The organism is Arthrobacter sp. OAP107, assembly GCF_040546765.1.
In the GTDB taxonomy this organism is placed as follows: Bacteria; Actinomycetota; Actinomycetes; order Actinomycetales; family Micrococcaceae; genus Arthrobacter.
In genome coordinates this window covers 1,515,016-1,534,275 of sequence record NZ_JBEPOK010000001.1, presented here as the reverse complement: position 1 = coordinate 1,534,275, position 19,260 = coordinate 1,515,016, and the positions used below count along the sequence as shown (strand labels likewise).

Sequence of the window (19,260 nt, the reverse complement as noted above, 5' to 3'; positions counted from 1 at the left end):
TCGCGCCGTATGCTGCGCCCCGCAAAGTATCTAGGCGGTCCGCATGACCCGGCCGTTGAGGCCGCGCTTGGCGCGGACGCTGCCGATGACCCGGCACACCACGTAGATCAGGAACGACAGCGTGGTGACGTAGGGGCTGATGGGGATGCGGCCGCCGAGGGCCAGCAGGATTCCGCCGACCGTCGCCGAAACGGCGAACACCACGCTCAGCAGCACCACGAGGCGCGGCGAGGACGTCACCCGCAGGGCCGCTGCCGCCGGCGTGATCAGCAGGGCGAGGACCAGCAGGGCCCCCACGATCTGGATGGACAGCGCCACGCTGACGCCGAGGAGCACCATGAAAACCAGGGCAAGCGTCCGAACGGGAACGCCGCGGGCCTCGGCCAGCTCCGGGTCGACGCTGGCGAAGCTCAGCGGGCGCCAAATGAAGCACAGCGCCGCCATCACGGCCACCGCGGTCCCGGCCAGAACCTGGAGCTGGACGGTGTCCACCGACACAATCTGACCGGTGAGGAGCCCGAACTTGTTGGCGGCCCTGCCCTCGTAGAGCGAGAGGAAAAGAATCCCGAGGCCCAGGCCGAAGGGCATGATGACGCCGATGATCGAGTTCTTGTCCCGCGCCCGGACGCCCATGAGCCCGAGCAGCAGCGAGGCCGCCACGGACCCCACCAGGGAGCCGAACACCACATCGGTGCCGATGAGCAGCGCGAAGGCGGCGCCGGCGAACGACAGCTCGGAAATTCCGTGGACGGCAAACGCCAGGTCGCGCTTCATCACGAAAGTCCCCACCAGTCCGCCGAGGAGTCCAAGCACTGCACCGGCCCACAGCGAGTTCTGCACCAGTGCCAGCAGTTCGCCATAGTTCTCGAAGTTGAACACCGATTGCAGGATCGATTCCAGGTCCATCAGGAACCCTCCCCCGCAGCGGCGTGCGCGTCGTCATGGTGGTGCGTGGTGGCGTCGGGCAGGCCGACGACGACGATCCGGCCGTTGGCATGGATCACTTCCACGTTGCTGTCGTAAAGGTCGGAGAGGACCTCGGTGGTCATCACCTCATGGGGCGTCCCCACGCTGAACCTGCCGCCGGCCAGGTACAGGATCCGGTCCACGTAGTCGATGATCGGGTTGATCTCGTGGGTCACGAACACCACGGCGCTCTTCCGGTCATGGCACTGCTTGTTGATGAGTGCGCTGACGGCCTGCTGGTGGTGCAGGTCCAGCGACAGGAGCGGCTCGTCGCACAGCAGCACCTTCGGGTCAGTGGCAAGGGCCTGGGCCACGCGCAGGCGCTGCTGCTCACCGCCGGACAGCTGCCCGACCGGAACCTTGGCGTAGTCGCTTGCCCCGACGAGCTCCAGCAGTTCGTCAATCTTGCGGTTGGCCTTGGCGGTGCCGAGCCGGATTCCCCAGCGGTGCCCGTCGACGCCGAGGCCCACCAGGTCACGGGCGCGCATGGGGGTGTCGGGCGGGAACGGCTTCTGCTGCGGGATGTAGCCGATCATGTGGCTTCCCCGCTCCACGGGGTGCCCGCCGAGGTTGGCCTGGCCGGAGTGCAGCTCCTGCAGTCCCAGCAGAACCTTGAGGAAGCTGGTCTTGCCGCTGCCGTTGGGCCCCAGCACCGCGAAGAACTCCCCCGGATTGATGTCCAGGTTCAGGTCTTCCCAGAGCGCCCGGCGGCCGAACTTCAGCGACGCCTGCTTCAGGCTGATGACTGGGTTCAACGCTGGCTCTTCAGTGCGTTGCCGACGTTTTCCACGTTGTCCGCCATCCATTGGAGGTACGTCTTGCCGTCCGGAAGCGTTTCAGTGAAGTTCACCACCGGCGTTCCCGCGGCACTGGCGGCGTTTTTGACGGCCTGGGTCTGCGGGCCTTCCGTCTGCTCGTTGTAGGCGAGGAAACTGGTGTCCTTGGCGGCGGCTGTCGAGGTGGCCGCCCTCAGGACTGCCGGCGGAACGTCGGCGCCTTCCTCGACGGCGGCCGTGTACTCGGCAGGGGTGCGGTTCTCCAGTCCGGCCGCTTCCAGCAGGTACAGGGGCACCGGTTCGGTCACGGCGACGCCGGCACCGCCGTGCGAGGTCTTCATTGCCGAAATTTTACTCTCCAGCTTCGCGAGACCGGACTTGAACTCCGCTGCGTTTGCCTTGAACTGGGAGGCCGAGGCTGCGTCGAGCGCGCCGAGGCGGGCTGCCACGGCATCCGCGAGGTGCGTCATGGCGTCAAAGCTGTACCAGACGTGCTCGTTGAAGTTGCCGTGGTCATGGGAGTGCCCGTCCGCTGCGTGGGCAGTCTCCGAATGGGCGGGGGCGGTGGCTCCCGGTTCCGGCGCCAGTCCCGACACCTCAACGGCACTGATGATGTTTTCGTGCGGTACGTTGCTGTCGTCCGCCAGGGTGTGGATGAAGTCGTCATAGCCGCCGCCATTTTCCACCACCAGCTTGGCCTTGGAGACCGTCAGACGGTCCTGGGCGTTGGCCTCGTAGGAATGCGGGTCCTGACTTGGACGGGAGATGATGGCCGACACGTTGACCTTGTCCCCGCCGATGGCCTCAACAATGTCCCCGTAGACGTTCGTGGACGTGACGACCGCGATGCGTCCGCCGGCGTCTGCGCCCGCAGTCTGGGCCGCCGGCGAGCCACAGCCGGTGAGGAGCAGGCCGAAGCCGGCCACGGCGGCGGTCAAAAAAGTGCGCGCGTTGCTGGGCACGAAAATACCTCGGTTCTGGACAAGTCAGGTTGCGGGGAGGGGGCAACCCCTAGTCGAGTGTAACGCTAAATGGGAATGATTCCTATTTAGGATTTACGACGGCGGTTGGGCCGCCGGGCGCGCGGGCGGTTACTCGCCGTCGGGCCTGCCCAGCCGTCGGATGCCTTTGGCCTGGGTGGCGTCCCGGATCTCGCCGACAAGCTGCTCGATCACGTCCTCCAGGAACAGCACGCCTTCGGTCTGGCCGCCCGGTCCGATGACGCGTGCCAGGTGCGAGCCTGAGCGCTGCATCACGGACATCGCCTTTTCGATCTCGTCGTCGCGCGTGAGGTTGGCCAGTGAGCGGATGCGGCTCTCCGCGATGGGCAGCTCGTAACCGGATTCCGGGATGGCGAGCACGTCCTTGATGTGGAGGTAGCCGGCCAGCAGGCCCTCGTCGTCCAGCATCGGAAAGCGGGAGAAGCCGGTGCGGCTGACAGCCTTTTCAAACTCCAGCGGGGAAGTCGATGACCGCAGCATGACGAGCCGTTCCAGCGGCACCATGACATTGCCCGCGGTGTACTCCGAAAATTCGAGGGCACCGGTGATCAGGCCGGCATCGTCATCCACCAGGCCATGCCGCGTGGACTCCTGCACGATGGACTGCACCTCCTCCAGCGTGAACGTGGAGCTGACCTCGTCCTTGGGCTCGATCCGCATCAGCCTCAGGATGTGGTTAGCGGACCAGTTCAGTGCGGCGATGACCGGGTTGACGAGCCTCGCAATGAACATCAGCGACGGAGCCAAAAGCAGCGCCGCTTTATCGGCAACGGACACGGAAATGTTCTTGGGCACCATCTCGCCAAAGGTCACATGCAGGAACGTCACCAGCATCAGGGCCACGGCGAACGCCGAGACGTCGGCAATTTCGGTCGGCACGCCCAGCCCGGCAAGCGGCACTGCCAGCAAGTGGTGGATCGCCGGCTCCGCCACGAGCAGGATCAGCAGCGAACAAACTGTGATGCCCAGTTGCGCGCACGCCAGCATCAGTGAGACGTTCTCCATCGCCCGAAGGGTGGTCTGCGCGCGCAGGACCCCTTCGTCCGCCAGTGGCTCAATCTGGCTACGGCGTGCGGACATGACGGCGAACTCCGCGGCCACGAAGAAGGCGTTGCCCAGGAGCAGCAGCACCAGCCAGAGCAGTCCTGCCCAGTCGCTCATGACCGGCCGCCGTTCCCGGACCTGCCGTTGCCCGGCTTGCCGTTGCCCGATTTACCGTTCCCTGACTTACCGTTCCCTGACTTACCGTTGCCCGGCTTACCGTGGCTGGCTGCCCCGTGCTTTACCGGTGTGCTCCTGCCGGGCTGGTCCGCGGCGGCGCCGTCCTGCGGTTGGCGGTGCGGCCTGAAGCAGATCCGGTCGATGCGGCGGCCGTCCATCCTGGTCACGCTGAGCGTTCCGCCGCCCGCTTCCACCACGTCCCCCACCACGGGTATCCGTCCAAGCTCGCTCATGACATACCCGCCCACCGTCTCGTACGCGGCTTCGTCGGGAACTGTGAGGCCCGGAATCTGTTCAGAGAGCTCGTCCGGCCGCATCAGGCCCGGAAAGTACCAGTCACCGGAAGCGCTTTGCAGCAGCCCGGGCCGGACCTTGTCGTGCTCGTCGGCCACCTCGCCCACGATTTCCTCGACCAGGTCCTCCAGCGTGGCGATCCCGGCAGTGCCGCCGTATTCATCGAGGACGACGGCAAGCTGCAGGTTGCCCTCCCGCAATTCGGCAAGCAGGGCGTCGAGGTGGATGGTTTCGGGCACCCTCAGGACGTCAGTCATGATCGCGCCCGCCTCAAGTTTTCGCCGCCGGTTCGGAGGAACCGCAATGGCCTTCTTAACGTGCACCAGCCCGCGGATGTCGTCCGCCGATTCTCCGATGACGGGGAAGCGCGAATATCCGCTGCGGCGGGCCGCGTCGATGATGTCCGACACCGGCTGGTCGGCATCGATGGTTTCGACCCGGATCCGCGGCGTCATCACGTCAGCGGCACTGCGGCCGGAGAAGTTCAGGGTGCGGGCGATGAAGTTCGCCGTCCCCGGGTCGAGCGTGCCCATGGCCGCGGACCTGCGCACCAGGGAGGCAAGCTCCGCCGGCGTCCGCGCTCCGGAAATCTCCTCCTTGGCCTCCAGCCCGAAGACGTTCAGGACCTTGTTGGAAAAACCGTTCAGGACCACGATGGCGGGCTTGAAGATGGCGGTGAAGACCAGCTGCGGCCGCGCCAGGGTGCGGCCGATGCGGAACGCGAGGGCAATGGCCATGTTTTTGGGAACGAGCTCGCCCAGAAGCATGGACAGCCCGGTGGCGATCACCATGGCGATCACAAGGGAGACGGACCCGGCCACCGGCTCCGGGATGCCGACGGCGGCAATCGGCACCTCGAGCAGTGCCCCCACGGACGGCTCCATCACGTAGCCGGTCAGAAGCGTGGTCATGGTGATGCCGAGTTGGCAGCTGGACAGCTGGGTGGACAGGGATTTCAGGCATTTGAGCAGCGGCACTGCCGCTGCGTCGCCGTCGTCAACGGCACGCTGCACTGTGGGCTGGTCCAGTGCGATGAGGGAAAATTCGACGGCGACGAAGAAGCCGGTTCCGAGGATGAGCAGCAGGCCGGCGGCAACAAGGAGCCACTCCATCATGGGTGGATGCCCCCAGGCCGGCACCTGGATTTACCGTCCATGGCACCTATATTCGCTGTCCATAAGGATTGCAGTCTACAGGAGCAACGTGCTGCCAAGGAGGACCGAAGCTCCCCGTCCGGCCGGTCCGGACCGGCGTCCGCGCTTGGCGGAAATGACAGCTTTGGGGGCCCGCCCGGACGGCCATTTCGCCACAATTCGGGAGGTACATGATTTGGGTCACGGTTATTGGCAATTAAGCCGAAACGGTCACTAGACTGGCAATGGTCTGGGTTCATAGGACACAGAAAAAACTGGTTCGATCGTTGTGCCGTGGCACCTTAGGCGACCAGAGGGAAATCAAACTCATGGAAGAGGCGTATTTCAAGTGCCAGAGCAGCCTAGCCACCGTCTGCCAGAGGAATTTGGTGGAAACGAGTGGCTCGTTGACGAACTGTACGAGCGTTACCAACAGGACAAGAATACGGTCGATGCCAAATGGTGGCCCCTGTTCGAATCATTCGACAGCGGCAACGGTCCATCTTCCAACGGCGTTCCGGCCGTAAAGGCCCCGGAGGCCAACCCGGCCACCCGTGAGCTGCCCATTGTCACTCCCCCGGCGCCTGCGCAGGCACCGGCATCCGCTACTCCCGCGGCCAAGGCGCCTGCGGCAGCACCGGCACCGGCGCCGGCAGCAGCCCCCGCCCAGCCCGCACCTGCCAAGAAGGCTCCGGCAACGGTAGCCCGTGACGGCGCCAGGAAGACCGAGGCGGGCACCGGCGCCCAGCCCATTCCGGCCCAGCTGCCGAAGAATGTCAAGGCTCCCACCGCCCCCGAGGAAGACGTCGTGTCCGTCCTTCGCGGACCGGCCAAGGCCATTGCGTCCAACATGGTCACTAGCCTTGAGGTCCCCACGGCCACCAGCGTCAGGGCAATTCCTGCAAAGCTCCTGATCGACAACCGGGTGGTCATCAACTCCAACCTGGCCCGCGCACGCGGCGGCAAGGTGTCCTTCACCCACCTCATCGGCTACGCCGTTGTCCGGGCGCTCTCCCAGTTCCCCTCCATGAACGTGTACTACGACGAGGTCGACGGCAAGCCCGTGGCAGTCCAGCCGGCACACGTGAACTTCGGCATCGCCATTGACATGCCCAAGCCCGACGGCACCCGCCTTCTGATGGTTCCCAACATCAAGAAGGCCGAAACCATGAACTTCGCAGAGTTCTGGCACACCTATGAAGACCTCATCAAGCGTGCCCGCAACGGCAAGCTGACCGCAGACGACCACGCCGGCACTACGGTCTCGCTGACCAACCCGGGCGGCATCGGTACCGTGCATTCCGTGCCCCGCCTGTCGAAAGGCCAGGCCGCCATCATCGGCGTCGGTGCCCTCGACTACCCGGCCGAATGGCAGGGCGCGAGCGAGAAGATCATCGCGCAGAACGCCATCAGCAAGATCCTCACCCTGACCTCCACCTATGACCACCGCGTCATCCAGGGTGCAGGCAGCGGCGAATTCCTCAAGCTCGTCCACTCGCTGCTCCTGGGCGCGCAGAACTTCTACGACGAGATCTTTGAAGCCCTGCGCATCCCGTACGAGCCCGTGCGCTGGAGCCCGGACCTGCAGGTGGACCCGTCCGACCAGATCAACAAGGTCGCCCGGATCCAGCAGCTGATCCACTCCTACCGCGTTCGCGGCCACCTCATGGCGGACACCGATCCCCTCGAGTACGTCCAGCGCAAGCACCCCGACCTCGACGTCCTCACCTACGGCCTGACCCTGTGGGACCTCGACCGCGAGTGGCCCACGGGCGGCTTCGGCGGCAAGCCGATGCTCAAGTTCCGCGACATCCTCGGCGTGCTCCGTGACGCCTACTGCCGCACCACCGGCATCGAGTACATGCACATCCAGGACCCGGCCGAACGCAAGTGGTTCCAGGACCAGCTGGAGCACCCGTATTCCAAACCGAGCCGCGACGAGCAGCTGCGCATCGTCTCCAAGCTGAACGCCGCAGAGGCTTTCGAGACCTTCCTGCAGACCAAGTTCGTGGGCCAGAAGCGGTTCTCGCTTGAGGGCGGCGAATCGCTGATTCCGCTGCTGGATGCGATCATCTCCGACGCTGCCGACGACGGACTGGACGAGGTTGCCATCGGCATGGCCCACCGCGGCCGCCTGAACGTGCTGACCAACATCGCCGGCAAGACCTACGCCCAGGTCTTCCGCGAGTTCGAAGGCACCCAGGACCCGCGCTCCGTGCAGGGTTCCGGCGACGTCAAGTACCACCTCGGCACCGAGGGCACGTTCACGTCGGACAACGGCAAGGAGACCAAGGTCTACCTCGCCGCCAACCCGTCCCACCTCGAGGCCGTTGACTCGGTCCTGGAGGGCATCGTCCGGGCCAAGCAGGACCGCCTGGACCAGGGACAGTCGTTCCCCGTGCTGCCCATCATGGTTCACGGTGACGCTGCCTTCGCCGGCCAGGGCGTTGTGGCGGAAACGCTCAACCTGTCCCAGCTGCGCGGCTACCGCACCGGCGGAACCATCCACATCGTGGTCAACAACCAGGTCGGCTTCACCACGGCCCCGTCCTCGTCGCGTTCGTCCACGTACTCCACCGACGTCGCCAAGATGATCCAGGCTCCGGTGTTCCACGTGAACGGCGACGACCCCGAGGCAGTTGTCCGCATCGGCCAGCTCGCCTACGAGTTCCGCCAGCGGTTCCACAAGGACGTTGTCATCGACATGGTCTGCTACCGGCGCCGTGGCCACAACGAGGGCGACGACCCCTCGATGACCCAGCCGCTGATGTACAACCTCATCGAGGCAAAGCGCTCCGTGCGCAAGCTCTACACCGAGTCGCTCATCGGCCGCGGTGACATCACCGAGGAAGAAGCAGAGCAGTTGCTCCGCGACTACCAGGAACGCCTCGAGCGTGTCTTCGCCGAAACGCACGCGGCCCAGACCTCGCCCATTCCGATCATCACCGCCGACTCGGCAGCGGTATCGGACATCGAGCGGCCCCAGGCACAGCAGTCGGACATCGGAACGAACGCCCCGGCGTCGACAGCCATCTCGGCCGACACGCTTGCCCGCATCGGCAAGGCGCACGTGGAAATCCCCGAGGGCTTCACCGTCCACGCCAAGCTCAAGCAGCTGCTGGAGAAGCGTGAACAGATGTCCCGTGAAGGCGGCATCGACTGGGGCTTCGGCGAAATCGCCGCCTTCGGCTCGCTGATCATGGAGGGCGTGCCCGTCCGCCTTGCCGGCCAGGATTCACGCCGCGGCACGTTCGTGCAGCGCCACGCGGTGTTCCATGACCGCGCCAACGGCAATGAATGGCTGCCGCTGGGCAACCTGTCGGACAACCGGGCCAAGCTCTGGATCTACGACTCCCTGCTGTCCGAATACGCGGCCATGGGCTTCGAATACGGCTACTCCGTGGAGCGCCCCGACGCCCTCGTCCTCTGGGAAGCGCAGTTCGGTGACTTCGTCAACGGCGCGCAGACCATCATCGATGAATTCATCTCGTCCGCCGAGCAGAAGTGGGGCCAGCGCTCGTCGCTCGTGCTGATGCTTCCGCACGGCTACGAGGGACAGGGCCCGGACCACTCCTCCGCCCGCATCGAACGCTTCCTGCAGCTGTGTGCCGAGGAAAACATCATCGTCGCCAACCCGACGACAGCGGCCTCGCACTTCCACCTGCTGCGCCGCCAGGCCTACAGCCGGCCCCGCAAGCCGCTCATTATCTTCACGCCGAAGCAGCTGCTGCGCCTCAAGGCCGCTGCCTCGTCCGTGGAGGACTTCACCACCGGCGGTTTCCGCCCGGTGATCGGTGAACACGAGCTGCTGCAGGCGGACGCCGTCGAACGCGTGCTCCTGGTCTCCGGCCGTCTGTACTACGACCTGCTGTCCACGCGGCAGAAGACGGGCGACAAGTCGACGGCGATCATCCGCGTCGAGCAGCTTTACCCGCTGCCGCAGGCGGAGATCGAAGCCGAGCTGGCCAAGTACCGGAACGCGGAAGTTGTGTGGGCGCAGGACGAGCCCGCCAACCAGGGTCCGTGGCCGTTCATGGGTCTGCACCTGCCGACCGCCCTGGACCGGAAGGTGCGCCTGGTTTCACGCCCGGCCTCAGCTTCCACCGCGGCCGGTTCCATGAAGCGCCACGCTGCGGAGCAGGACGCGCTGCTGAAGCAGGCTTTCGCACGTAAGTAGCAGAAAAGCTGCCCGGCCGGACGGTGACATACCGTTCCAGCCGGGCAGTTCTGTTTAATCGGCGTGAGTTAATGGACCTTTAGTGTTGGCATGCAAACGGTCCGTATCCGGGACACGCCCTCCCAACAAGTGAAGAGGTAGTAGTGGAAGACAGGAAGCTGCGGATTGCAGCTGTTGGAGATGAACTGCTCGCCGGGCTCGGCGATCCCCGGGCGCTGGGGTGGCTGGGCCGGGTGCTCGCCCGCACTCCGCAGGACGGCGTCACAGTGGAGAGCTTTTCCCTTCCGTGCCCGCAGGAAGGCACCGAGGGCCTGTCTGCACGCTGGCTGGAGGAGGCCGGCCGCAGGTTCAGCGACGCCCACGAGAACCGCCTGGTCATCGGGCTGTCCGGCCGGGACATTGAGTTCGGCCTGTCCACCGCCCGGAGCCGGCTTAACCTCGCCAACATCCTGGATTCGGCCACCCAGAAGCGGCTGGAGGTCTTCGTCGTGGGGCCGCCGCCCACGCTGGATCCGGTGCAGAACCGGCGCCTCGGCGAGCTGAACACCGCCTTTGCCGACGTGACCACCCGGCGCAAGCACCTCTACGTCGACACGTTTTCACCGTTGCTGAACCATGAGCAGTGGCGCCAGGACCTCGCTGCCAACGGCGGCACCCCCGGGCAGGCAGGCTACGGGCTGATGGCCTGGCTGGTGCTGCACCGGGGCTGGTTCCAGTGGCTGGGAATGGACACGCCCGAGTAGGAAAATCTACTCGCGATATATCTTGATCTTCCGTCGCCGGCGTACTAGCGTGGCTTTCACAGTCACGATATATCGCAAGTGGAGGGGATCATGGAAGAGAACTCCTGGACCGTCACCGGCCCGCAGACCATAGATGTCGACGGCGTCTCCCACCTCAAGGTGGGCATCGTGCGGGGCAGGCTGGACATCGTCACGCACGACGAGGCGGTGGTCCGCATGGAGGTGTCGGAGGTGCTCGGGGATCCGCTCGCGGTCTCCGTGACTGGCGGGCGGCTCGAAGTCCGCCACCAGCTGCACGGACCGCAGGGCTGGTTCAAGAACCTGATGGAGTCGGTCAACAACAGCAGCAACAACTCCGTAGTCATCAGCATCGCGGTCCCTGCCGGCGTGGAAGTCGAGGCGGGCACCGTCAGCGGGGACGGCCTGGTCTCGGGTGTCCGCGGACGGACCCGGCTGAACACCGTGACCGGCTCGCTGCTGGCCGACGGGACCTCCGGTGAACTGCACGTCAACACCGTCAGCGGAGAAGTGATTGCCCGCAACCACAGCGGCGTCCTGACGGCCAAGAGCGTCTCGGGCGAGGTCACGGCGTCCGGCCAGTTCACCAACATCCGGGCCAACACCGTCAGCGGCGACATGAGCTTTGACCTGCACGGCTACACCCACGACTTCGGCGCGAACTCGGTGTCCGGCGACCTGACCGTCCGCGTGCCGCATGACGTCGGCGTGGACATCGTGGCCCAGTCGGCCAGCGGGCCGGTGGTCATCGACGACCGGAGGTACGGCCACCCGGGCGGCAAGGTGCAGACCATCTCGGGCCCGGACGCCAAACTCATGCTGGTCCGGACCAACTCGGTATCCGGGAAGACGTCCATCTTCCATGGCCACGCACCGGCCACCGAGGAACAGGCGCTCTGATGCCTCCCGTCTTTGCCCATGGCGCTCTCCGGCTCTATCTGCTGGCACTCCTGGAGGCGGGCCCCAAGCACGGGTACGAACTCATCAAGGAGCTCAGCGACCGGTTCGGCGGCACCTACTCCCCCAGTGCCGGCACCATATATCCGCGCCTCGGCAAACTGGAGGAGGAGGGCCTCGTGGCCACTGAAAGCCAAGGGCGCCGCACCAACTACCGCATCACCGCTGCGGGCCTGGCCGAACTGGACAGCCGGCGCGAGGAGCTGGAGACCGTGGAGAACGACATCTCGGCATCCGTCCGCCGGCTCGCCGACGACCTCCGCGCCGACATCCGCAGCAACATGCGCGGGCTGCGCGCGGACCTCGCCGCGACCGCCGAAGCCGCACGCACCGCTGTTCGATCGGCGGACCCGTCCGGCCACGGCCGCTACACAGCCGACGGGCAGCGCATGCTCAGGGAAGCGGAGATGCTGCTGCAGGCGTTCCGCGACGACATGCGCACCGAGCTTCGCCTGCACACCGGCGCCCGGCCCATGACGCCCGTCGCCCTGGAAACGGTGCGGACTGTCCTGGACCAGGCCCGCGTGTCCATCCGCAACTCGCTGTAGGGCAACCCGCCCGGTTCGCGGCCTGTCCGCTGATATGGGAGACTGGAGGGCAACTCTTTTGGGTAACGAAATTAAGGAGGCCAGCTATGAGCAAGCGTGCACGTAAGCGTCGTGACCGTAAGCGTGGCGGCGCGAACCACGGGAAGCGCCCCAACACCTAAGCCACGGCTTGAACCGAAGCTTAAACGCGATGCCCCCGCTACCAGCAAGGTAGCGGGGGCATCGCGTTTAAGCCGGGAACCCCGTCAGGCCTCCACCGGCCTGATGGCGTGGATCCGGTCCAGAATCGCGTTCTTCAGGTTCTCCGGCGCCGCCTCGGTGCAGGAGCGCTTCACCACTTTCCGGATGACGCACTCAAAATCGTACTGCTGCGCGCATTCCGGGCACTCGTCGAGGTGGTGCTTGATCTCCGCAAGGTCGCTGCGGGTCAAAGCTCCGTCCAGATACTCGTAGATGCGCTGCATCCTGGTGTCATCGCAATCGCCCAATCCCTGGCAGTCGCTCATTTCCCGTTCTCCTGTTTGTTGCTTTCCGTTGCCGCCGTGGCGTCTGCAGCAGCCTTGAATCCCCGTTCGGCGGCGTAGTCCGCCAGCATGTCCCGCAGCATCTTCCGGCCCCGGTGGAGCCGGGACATCACAGTGCCGATGGGGGTGTTCATGATGTCCGAAATTTCCTTGTACGCGAAGCCCTCGACGTCGGCGAAATACACCGCCAGCCGGAACTCCTCCGGGATGGCCTGCAGGGCCCGCTTAACGTCCGAATCCGGCAGGTGGTCCAAAGCCTCGGCCTCCGCGGACCGCAGACCGCTGGAGGTGTGGGACTCGGCACGGGCCAACTGCCAGTCCTCGATGGTGTCCGAATTGGACTGCAGGGGTTCCCGCTGCCGCTTCCGGTACAGGTTGATGTAGGTGTTCGTCAGGATCCTGTACAGCCAGGCCTTCAGGTTGGTCCCCGGCTTGTACTGATGGAACGCCGAGAACGCCTTTGTATACGCCTCCTGCACGAGGTCCTCGGCATCGGCCGGGTTCCGGGCCATGCGCATGGCCGCTGAATACAGCTGGTCCACGTACTGCATGGCGTCGCGCTCAAACCGGGCCCGGCGCGCTTCGGCACTCTCCGAGCCGACGTCGATAGCCTCTGCCGCTTCAGCGGCGGGTGACGTGCCATTGTCCGGGATGCCGTCGGCGGCGTCCTTCTGTGTGGCCTGTAAGGCCGGATCCACGGTGCTCATTGCCTTCAAGTCTACGTTGATCAGCGCCGTCCGCCCCTGACGGCGTGCCGTGCCGTATCCGGGGTCCGGGAAAGCACTCCCGGCCTCAAGCGCGTCGGCTTCCGGCACTACAAACGGCCCCATCCTGGCGGTACTTCGCACCCCCACAGCTTCCTTCACCAAAGTCAATGCTCCATCTCCACTCCGCCTGATAAGACCTGCCTGATGAGACCCGCGTTCGTGCGGCGGTCCGTGCTCGTGCCGGTTTCCGGCCATGCCCCAGCCGCCGCTGAACACCGGAAACTGCCCAGAACGCCCCCTGCAGACTGCTTCCGGCCTGATGTGCACAACGACGCACGGTGGGCAAATATTCCGCAAAAGTGCAAGACTAGAACCGACTCCGCCGCGGCCACCGCGGCTCGGCTATCCAGGAGGAAATTCATGTCCTTAGTCCGCTTTTTTGCCCGGCCGATGCTGGCCTCAAGTTTCATCCTCGCCGGAACGGACAAGCTCAGGAATGCGGACGACACCGCACAGCAGCTGTCGCCCCTCCTGCGCCGCGCCTCTGAAGCCCTGCCGTTCCAGACGGACGAGAAGGTCCTGGCCCGGATCATCGGCGGCACGCAGGTGGGCGCCGGCGTCCTCTTCGCGCTCGGCAAATCCGCGCGGCTGGCGGCTTCGGTGCTGGCCGTCATCTCGGCGCTGAACGCCTTCGTTGAATGGCGCAGCGCCGACATCAGCACCAAGGAGGGCCGCGAAGCCCGCCGCACCCAGCTGCTCAAGAACATCACCCTCACCGGCGGTGTGCTGCTCGCGTCGGTGGACACGGCCGGCAAGCCAAGCCTCGTCTGGCGCGCAGAGCACCTCGCTGCCGACGCACGGAAAACCGCCGGCCACCTCGCCGCCGACGCACGCAAGACCACCGGCAAGAAGCTGCACAGCGCCGACAAAGCAGTCCGCAAGGCTGTTGACCACGCGGTGGGGGCATAAACAGGAATGACAGCATCACCCATGGGCGCGTCCGTTGACACCTCCGGCGCTGCTCCGCACTGGCCCGCGCCGTTTGCGGAGCAGCCCGTAGACGCCACGATCCGCGTGCCGGGCTCCAAGTCGCTGACCAACAGGTACCTGGTGCTCGCCGCGCTGGCCGACGGGCCATCCCGGCTCCGGGCGCCGCTGCATTCCCGCGACTCAGCGCTGATGATTGCCGCCCTGCGCCAGCTGGGCGCGGACATCCGGGAGGTGCCGGGCGATGGCGCCTTCGGCCCCGACCTGGAGGTGACGCCGATTCCGGCCGACGCCGGCGGTGCCGAGGTCGCCATCGACTGCGGCCTGGCCGGAACTGTCATGAGGTTTGTTCCGCCGCTGGCCGCGCTCCGCAGCGGCTCCACGGTATTCGACGGCGATCCCCACGCCCGGGAGCGCCCGATGGGGACCATCATCGAGGCGCTAGCGGGCCTCGGCGTACCCATCAGCGGTGAGAACGGCGGAACGCCGGCTTCGCTGCCGTTCCGCGTTGAAGGCACCGGGCAGGTGCGCGGCGGGCACCTCGTCATTGACGCCAGCGCCTCCTCCCAGTTCGTCTCCGCGCTGCTGCTGGTGGGGGCACGGTTCACGGACGGCCTTCATCTGGAGCACTCCGGGAGCACCGTGCCGAGCCTGGACCACATCAACATGACCATCGCCACACTGCGCGGCGCGGGCGTGGCGGTGGATGACTCCACGCCCAACCACTGGATCGTGAGCCCCGGCCCGATCCGCGCCTTCGACCAGCGGATCGAGCAGGACCTGTCCAACGCCGGCCCTTTCCTGGCGGCCGCGCTGGCGACCGGCGGCACGGTGCGGATTCCGGACTGGCCGGAGCACACCACGCAGGTGGGTGACATGTGGCGCAGCATCCTCAGCGACATGGGCGCAACCGTCACCCTGCAGGACGGCACCCTGACCGTGACCGGCGGCAGCGAAATCAAGGGCGCGGACTTCGCCGAAACCAGCGAACTGGCGCCTACCGTGGCCGCGCTCTGTGCGCTGGCATCCGGGCCCTCGCGGCTGAGCGGCATTGCCCACCTCAGGGGCCATGAGACGGACCGGCTCGCCGCGCTCGTCACGGAAATCAACCGCCTCGGCGGCGATGCCGAGGAAACCGCCGACGGACTCCTCATCCGGCCCGCGGAACTGCATGCCGGTGTGGTGCACAGCTACGCGGACCACCGGATGGCCACCGCCGGAGCCATCCTCGGCCTGGCGGTCAGGGGTGGTGGCAGTGCAGGACATCGCCACCACGTCCAAGACCATGCCGGACTTCCCCAAGCTGTGGGCGGACATGCTCGGCCAGCGGGCCGGCGCTGTGACAAACACAGCAATGACCAACACCGCGGGGACCACCGGTGGCACGCAGCACTGATTCCTGGGACGAATCCGATGTCAGGATCCGGCCGAACAAAAAAGGTTCCCGGCCCCGGACGAAGGACCGTCCCAGCCATGAGGACGCCGTCACCGGGCGGATCATCACCGTCGACCGGGGGCGTTACACGGCAGTCGTCGGCGAGGACTCCGGGCATGAGCGGACGGTCATCGCCGCCCGCGCCCGGGAACTGCGCCGCTCCCCCGTCGTCGCCGGCGACTTCGTGTCCCTCGTGGGCGACGTGTCCGGCGAGCCGGACACCCTCGCCCGGCTCGTAAAAATCCAGGACCGCAAGACCCTGCTGCGCCGCAGCGCCGACGACACGGACCCCGTGGAACGCGCCGTGGTGGCAAACGCGGACCAGCTGGTGGTGGTGGTCGCCGCCGCCAACCCCGAACCCCGCACCGGCTTCATCGACCGGGCGCTGGTGGCGGCCTACGACGCCGGGATCGAACCGCTGCTGCTGGTCACCAAGGCGGACGTCAAAGACCCCACCGAGCTGCTGGCCAACTACCGCCACCTCGACTTCCCGGTCATCATCAGCCGCACCGCCGATTCCGACGCATCCGGCATCGACGCCCGGTCCGACGACGGCCTCTCCGCCCGGCTCGACGTGGCCGCCGTGTCCGAACTCCGCGCCCACCTGGACGGCAAGGTGACAGTGATGCTGGGCCATTCCGGCGTCGGAAAATCCACCATGGTCAACGCGCTGACCGGCGCCGAACGCGCCACCGGCGGCGTCAACGCCGTGACGGGCCGCGGACGGCACACGTCGTCGTCGGCCCTCGCCCTCAAGCTCGCTGACGCCCCCGCCGGGAGCTGGATCATCGACACGCCGGGCATCCGCTCCTTCGGGCTGGCCCACGTGGACCCGGACCGGATCCTGCATTCCTTCCCCGACCTTGAGCCTGGCACCGAGGCGTGCGAACGCGGCTGCAAGCACGACGCCGCCGCCGTCAACTGCGGCGTGGATGCCTGGGTCGCCGCCGGCCATGCCGGGCCCACCGGAGCTGCCAGGCTCGCGTCCCTGCGCCGCCTGCTGGGCACCGACCCGCGCGCGGAGGGCCAGGAAACCAAGGAACTCGGCAGCGTCGGCTAGCCTTCCGCGGCGCAGCCCGGCAGCTGCCTCCCCGCCCCGCCGGGCCTTTGAGGGTAGTTTGGAACCATGACCCAACCCGCTTCAACGTACAACGATGACCTGCGTCTGGCCCATGTGCTGGCCGATTCCGTGGACGACCAGACCATGAGCCGGTTCAAGGCGCTGGACCTCCAGATCGAGACGAAGCCTGATCTGACGCCGGTCACCGATGCGGACAAGGCCGCCGAGGAGTCCATCCGCGGCCAGCTGTCCCGTTCCCGTCCCCGCGACGCCGTGCTCGGTGAGGAGTTCGGAAGTTCCGGCCACGGTTCCCGCCGCTGGATCATCGACCCCATCGACGGCACCAAAAACTTCGTCCGTGGGGTACCGGTGTGGGCCACACTGATCGCCCTGGTCGACGAGGGCGAACCCGTCGTGGGCGTGGTCAGCGCCCCGGCGCTCGGCAAGCGCTGGTGGGCCGCCAAGGGCGCCGGTGCCTACTCGGGCCGTTCCCTGGCCGCCGCCACCCGGCTCAAGGTATCCAACGTGTCCAGCCTCGCCGACGCCTCGTTGTCCTATTCCAGCCTCGGCGGCTGGAAGGACCGCGGCAACCTCGATGAGTTCCTGCAGCTCACCGAGGACGTGTGGCGCACCCGCGCGTTCGGGGACTTCTGGTCCTACTGCATGGTGGCCGAAGGTGCGGTGGACATCGCCTGCGAACCGGAACTGAACCTCTACGACATGGCGGCGCTGGTGCCGATCGTCACGGAGGCAGGCGGCCGCTTCACCTCCCTCGAAGGCACGGACGGCCCGTTCGGCGGCAACGCCCTGGCCACCAACTCGATCCTGCACTCGGAAGTCCTGAAGCGGCTGAACCCGCAGCTGGACGATTTGCTCTAGCTTCCCCCCGGAGCCGGCCCAGCGCCTCTGGGCTGAATATAACGACGGTGGTCGCCTCCTTTTGGTGGCGGCCGCCGTCGTTTATTCGACCGAAAGCCAGAAATCCGGGTTGCGTAATATTCCGCTTAACATTCCGGACCGGCTTTTTCATCGCCCGCCCGGATGTCCTAGTCTCGTAACAGGTCACGAGTGCCAGCGCTAAACCCCGGTTAGCTGGCCGGCAACCCTCCATTCGCGGTGGGGTGCCCCGGGTGACGACCAGGCCGATCCGGAACGGACCCGGCAAGCGCGGATCCCCGTCACACGGGGTCCTTTCTCAGTGAGGTCCCATGACGACTGCAATCATTTCTTCCACCACCGACGCTGACGTGCTGGACGGCCGATTCGCTGCCGCCGGCCGTCCCCTGGCCGCCGTCACCGGCGCGGAAATCCAGGCTCCGCTGATCCAGGGCGGCCACGTCCGCTACGCCAACCTCGACTACGGCGCCTCCGCGCCTGCGCTGTCCGTGGTGTCCGCGTACCTCAACGAGATCCTGCCGTACTACGCGAGCGTGCACCGCGGCGCCGGCTACGCCTCGCAGATCAGCACCTCCGTGTACGAGAACGCGCGCGACATCGTGCGGCAGTTCGTGGGCGGCCGCGCCGATGACGCCGTCATTTTCACCAGGAACACCACCGATTCCCTCAACCTCCTGGCCGGCTGCCTGCCGGTAGAGGACCACCACCACACCGGTGAAGTGCTCTACCTGGACATCGAGCACCACGCCAACCTGCTGCCGTGGCAGGGAGTGCCGCACCGCAGCGTGGTGGCCTCGGAAACCCTGGAAGCCACCATCGGCAGCCTGCGCACCGAACTTGAGCATGGCGATGTCAGCCTCCTTGCCGTGACCGGTGCATCCAACGTCACGGGCGAAATCCTTCCCATCCGGCGCCTCGCGGCACTGGCCCACGAATACGGCGCACGGATCGTGGTGGACGCCGCCCAGCTCGCGCCGCACCGCCGCGTCAACATCGCCGCGGACGACGTCGACTACCTCGCCTTCTCCGGCCACAAGCTCTACGCCCCCTTCGGCGCCGGCGTGCTCATCGGACGCCCCGACTGGCTCGACGCCGGAACCCCGCACCTCGCCGGCGGCGGAGCCGTCAGCGAGGCAAGGCTCGACGGCGTCAGCTGGGCCACCGGCCCCGCCCGCCACGAGGGCGGCTCACCCAACGTGCTCGGCGCAGCCACCCTGGCCCGCGCAACCCAGGTCATCGCCGCCCTGGATCCGCAGAGCTGGCACGCCCATGAGGCTGCCATCCGGTCCTTCCTCGTCGAGGGGCTGCGCAGGATCGACGGCGTCACCGTCCATCAGATCTTCGAGGACAGCAACCCGGACGATGCCATTGGCGTGGTCAACTTCTCCGTGGAGGGTTACGACGCCGGGCTGGTGGCCGCCTACCTGTCGGCCGAGCACGGCGTGGGCCTGCGCGATGGCCGCTTCTGCGCGCACCCGCTGCTGAAGCGCCTCGGCCTGCCGTCCGGTTCCCTGCGCGCCAGCTTCGGCGTGGGGTCACGGCTGGAGGACGCCCAGCGGCTCCTCGCCGGCATCGAGGAGCTCCGCCGCTCCGGCCTCGGCTGGGACTATGTGGTGGACGCCGGGCGCTGGGTTCCGGAGAACGACTCCCGCACCTACCCCGAGTGGGCCCCGAACACCCCGGGCACCGCCGGCGCCGCACCCTGCATCCAGGACTAATCGGCACGCCGACGAAGCGCCACCCACGATCCCCTGCCAGCGGCCCCCGTACGGTAAATTCGAAAGGTAATTTCCGACGTCGGACTAAGGAGACTGTG

16 protein-coding genes, 1 pseudogene and 1 riboswitch are annotated in these 19,260 nt (G+C 66.6%); of the genes and pseudogenes, 10 read left to right on the top strand and 7 right to left on the bottom strand.

Annotated features, from left to right (window positions below; translation table 11 throughout):
• Positions 1-30 precede the first annotated feature (30 nt).
• From ABIE00_RS07145 to ABIE00_RS07125, 5 genes are all read right to left on the bottom strand, one after another.
• The gene (locus tag ABIE00_RS07145; RefSeq protein WP_331574957.1) at positions 31-906 is read right to left on the bottom strand and encodes a metal ABC transporter permease; all 876 of its coding nucleotides are present in this window, start codon (positions 904-906) and stop codon (positions 31-33) included.
• Complete coding sequence (locus tag ABIE00_RS07140) at positions 906-1,721, bottom strand: metal ABC transporter ATP-binding protein (RefSeq protein ID WP_331574958.1); 816 nt, start codon at positions 1,719-1,721, stop codon at positions 906-908. The genes ABIE00_RS07145 and ABIE00_RS07140 overlap by 1 nt, the downstream gene beginning before the upstream one ends.
• Positions 1,718-2,704 carry a metal ABC transporter solute-binding protein, Zn/Mn family gene (locus ABIE00_RS07135; protein ID WP_354258507.1) on the bottom strand — a complete coding sequence of 329 codons (987 nt, stop codon included), beginning with the start codon at positions 2,702-2,704 and terminating at the stop codon, positions 1,718-1,720. The genes ABIE00_RS07140 and ABIE00_RS07135 overlap by 4 nt, the downstream gene beginning before the upstream one ends.
• A 129-nt stretch (positions 2,705-2,833) precedes the next feature.
• The gene (locus ABIE00_RS07130) at positions 2,834-3,904 is read right to left on the bottom strand and encodes a hemolysin family protein (protein ID WP_354258504.1); all 1,071 of its coding nucleotides are present in this window, start codon (positions 3,902-3,904) and stop codon (positions 2,834-2,836) included.
• Entirely contained in the window at positions 3,901-5,370 is a 1,470-nt protein-coding gene (locus ABIE00_RS07125) for a hemolysin family protein (RefSeq protein ID WP_354263295.1), read from the bottom strand. The genes ABIE00_RS07130 and ABIE00_RS07125 overlap by 4 nt, the downstream gene beginning before the upstream one ends.
• 370 nt (positions 5,371-5,740) lie before the next feature.
• Between ABIE00_RS07125 and ABIE00_RS07120 the strand changes: the two genes are divergently transcribed.
• The 5 genes from ABIE00_RS07120 (at position 5,741) to ABIE00_RS25940 (ending at position 11,995) form a co-directional block, all read left to right on the top strand.
• Entirely contained in the window at positions 5,741-9,568 is a 3,828-nt protein-coding gene (locus ABIE00_RS07120) for a multifunctional oxoglutarate decarboxylase/oxoglutarate dehydrogenase thiamine pyrophosphate-binding subunit/dihydrolipoyllysine-residue succinyltransferase subunit (protein WP_354258501.1), read from the top strand.
• A gap of 143 nt (positions 9,569-9,711) precedes the next feature.
• Positions 9,712-10,311, top strand: a complete 600-nt coding sequence (locus ABIE00_RS07115) for a GDSL-type esterase/lipase family protein (RefSeq protein WP_331574962.1) — start codon at positions 9,712-9,714, stop codon at positions 10,309-10,311.
• Between the two features lie 90 nt (positions 10,312-10,401).
• On the top strand, positions 10,402-11,229 hold the full coding sequence (locus tag ABIE00_RS07110) for a DUF4097 family beta strand repeat-containing protein (RefSeq protein ID WP_354258498.1): 828 nt from the start codon (positions 10,402-10,404) through the stop codon (positions 11,227-11,229).
• Positions 11,229-11,834: a PadR family transcriptional regulator gene (locus ABIE00_RS07105; protein WP_354258495.1), complete on the top strand. Its 606-nt coding sequence runs from the start codon at positions 11,229-11,231 to the stop codon at positions 11,832-11,834. Before ABIE00_RS07110 ends, ABIE00_RS07105 begins: the two co-directional genes overlap by 1 nt.
• An 86-nt stretch (positions 11,835-11,920) precedes the next feature.
• On the top strand, positions 11,921-11,995 hold the full coding sequence (locus ABIE00_RS25940; protein ID WP_369299106.1) for a 50S ribosomal protein bL37: 75 nt from the start codon (positions 11,921-11,923) through the stop codon (positions 11,993-11,995).
• A gap of 84 nt (positions 11,996-12,079) precedes the next feature.
• Here the strand turns inward: ABIE00_RS25940 and rsrA are convergent, their stop codons facing one another.
• Together rsrA and ABIE00_RS07095 are read right to left on the bottom strand one after the other, a co-directional pair.
• Positions 12,080-12,340 (bottom strand): mycothiol system anti-sigma-R factor, encoded by a 261-nt coding sequence (gene rsrA / locus ABIE00_RS07100; protein ID WP_331574965.1) that lies wholly within the window; start codon positions 12,338-12,340, stop codon positions 12,080-12,082.
• Entirely contained in the window at positions 12,337-13,065 is a 729-nt protein-coding gene (locus tag ABIE00_RS07095) for a sigma-70 family RNA polymerase sigma factor (protein ID WP_354258491.1), read from the bottom strand. The genes rsrA and ABIE00_RS07095 overlap by 4 nt, the downstream gene beginning before the upstream one ends.
• 420 nt (positions 13,066-13,485) lie before the next feature.
• Here ABIE00_RS07095 and ABIE00_RS07090 point away from each other — a divergent pair, with 420 nt between their 5' ends.
• The 5 genes and pseudogenes from ABIE00_RS07090 (at position 13,486) to ABIE00_RS07070 (ending at position 19,162) form a co-directional block, all read left to right on the top strand.
• Complete coding sequence (locus ABIE00_RS07090; protein ID WP_354258488.1) at positions 13,486-14,034, top strand: DoxX family protein; 549 nt, start codon at positions 13,486-13,488, stop codon at positions 14,032-14,034.
• Positions 14,035-14,040: 6 nt separating this feature from the next.
• A pseudogene (aroA, locus tag ABIE00_RS07085) lies at positions 14,041-15,448 on the top strand (3-phosphoshikimate 1-carboxyvinyltransferase).
• On the top strand, positions 15,432-16,547 hold the full coding sequence (gene rsgA / locus ABIE00_RS07080; RefSeq protein WP_331574969.1) for a ribosome small subunit-dependent GTPase A: 1,116 nt from the start codon (positions 15,432-15,434) through the stop codon (positions 16,545-16,547). The pseudogene aroA and the gene rsgA overlap by 17 nt, the downstream one beginning before the upstream one ends.
• A 66-nt stretch (positions 16,548-16,613) precedes the next feature.
• Complete coding sequence (gene hisN, locus ABIE00_RS07075) at positions 16,614-17,426, top strand: histidinol-phosphatase (protein ID WP_003804863.1); 813 nt, start codon at positions 16,614-16,616, stop codon at positions 17,424-17,426.
• 181 nt (positions 17,427-17,607) lie between these two features.
• Positions 17,608-17,721: riboswitch (SAM riboswitch) on the top strand.
• A gap of 34 nt (positions 17,722-17,755) precedes the next feature.
• Positions 17,756-19,162 (top strand): aminotransferase class V-fold PLP-dependent enzyme, encoded by a 1,407-nt coding sequence (locus ABIE00_RS07070; protein WP_354258484.1) that lies wholly within the window; start codon positions 17,756-17,758, stop codon positions 19,160-19,162.
• Positions 19,163-19,260 lie beyond the last annotated feature (98 nt).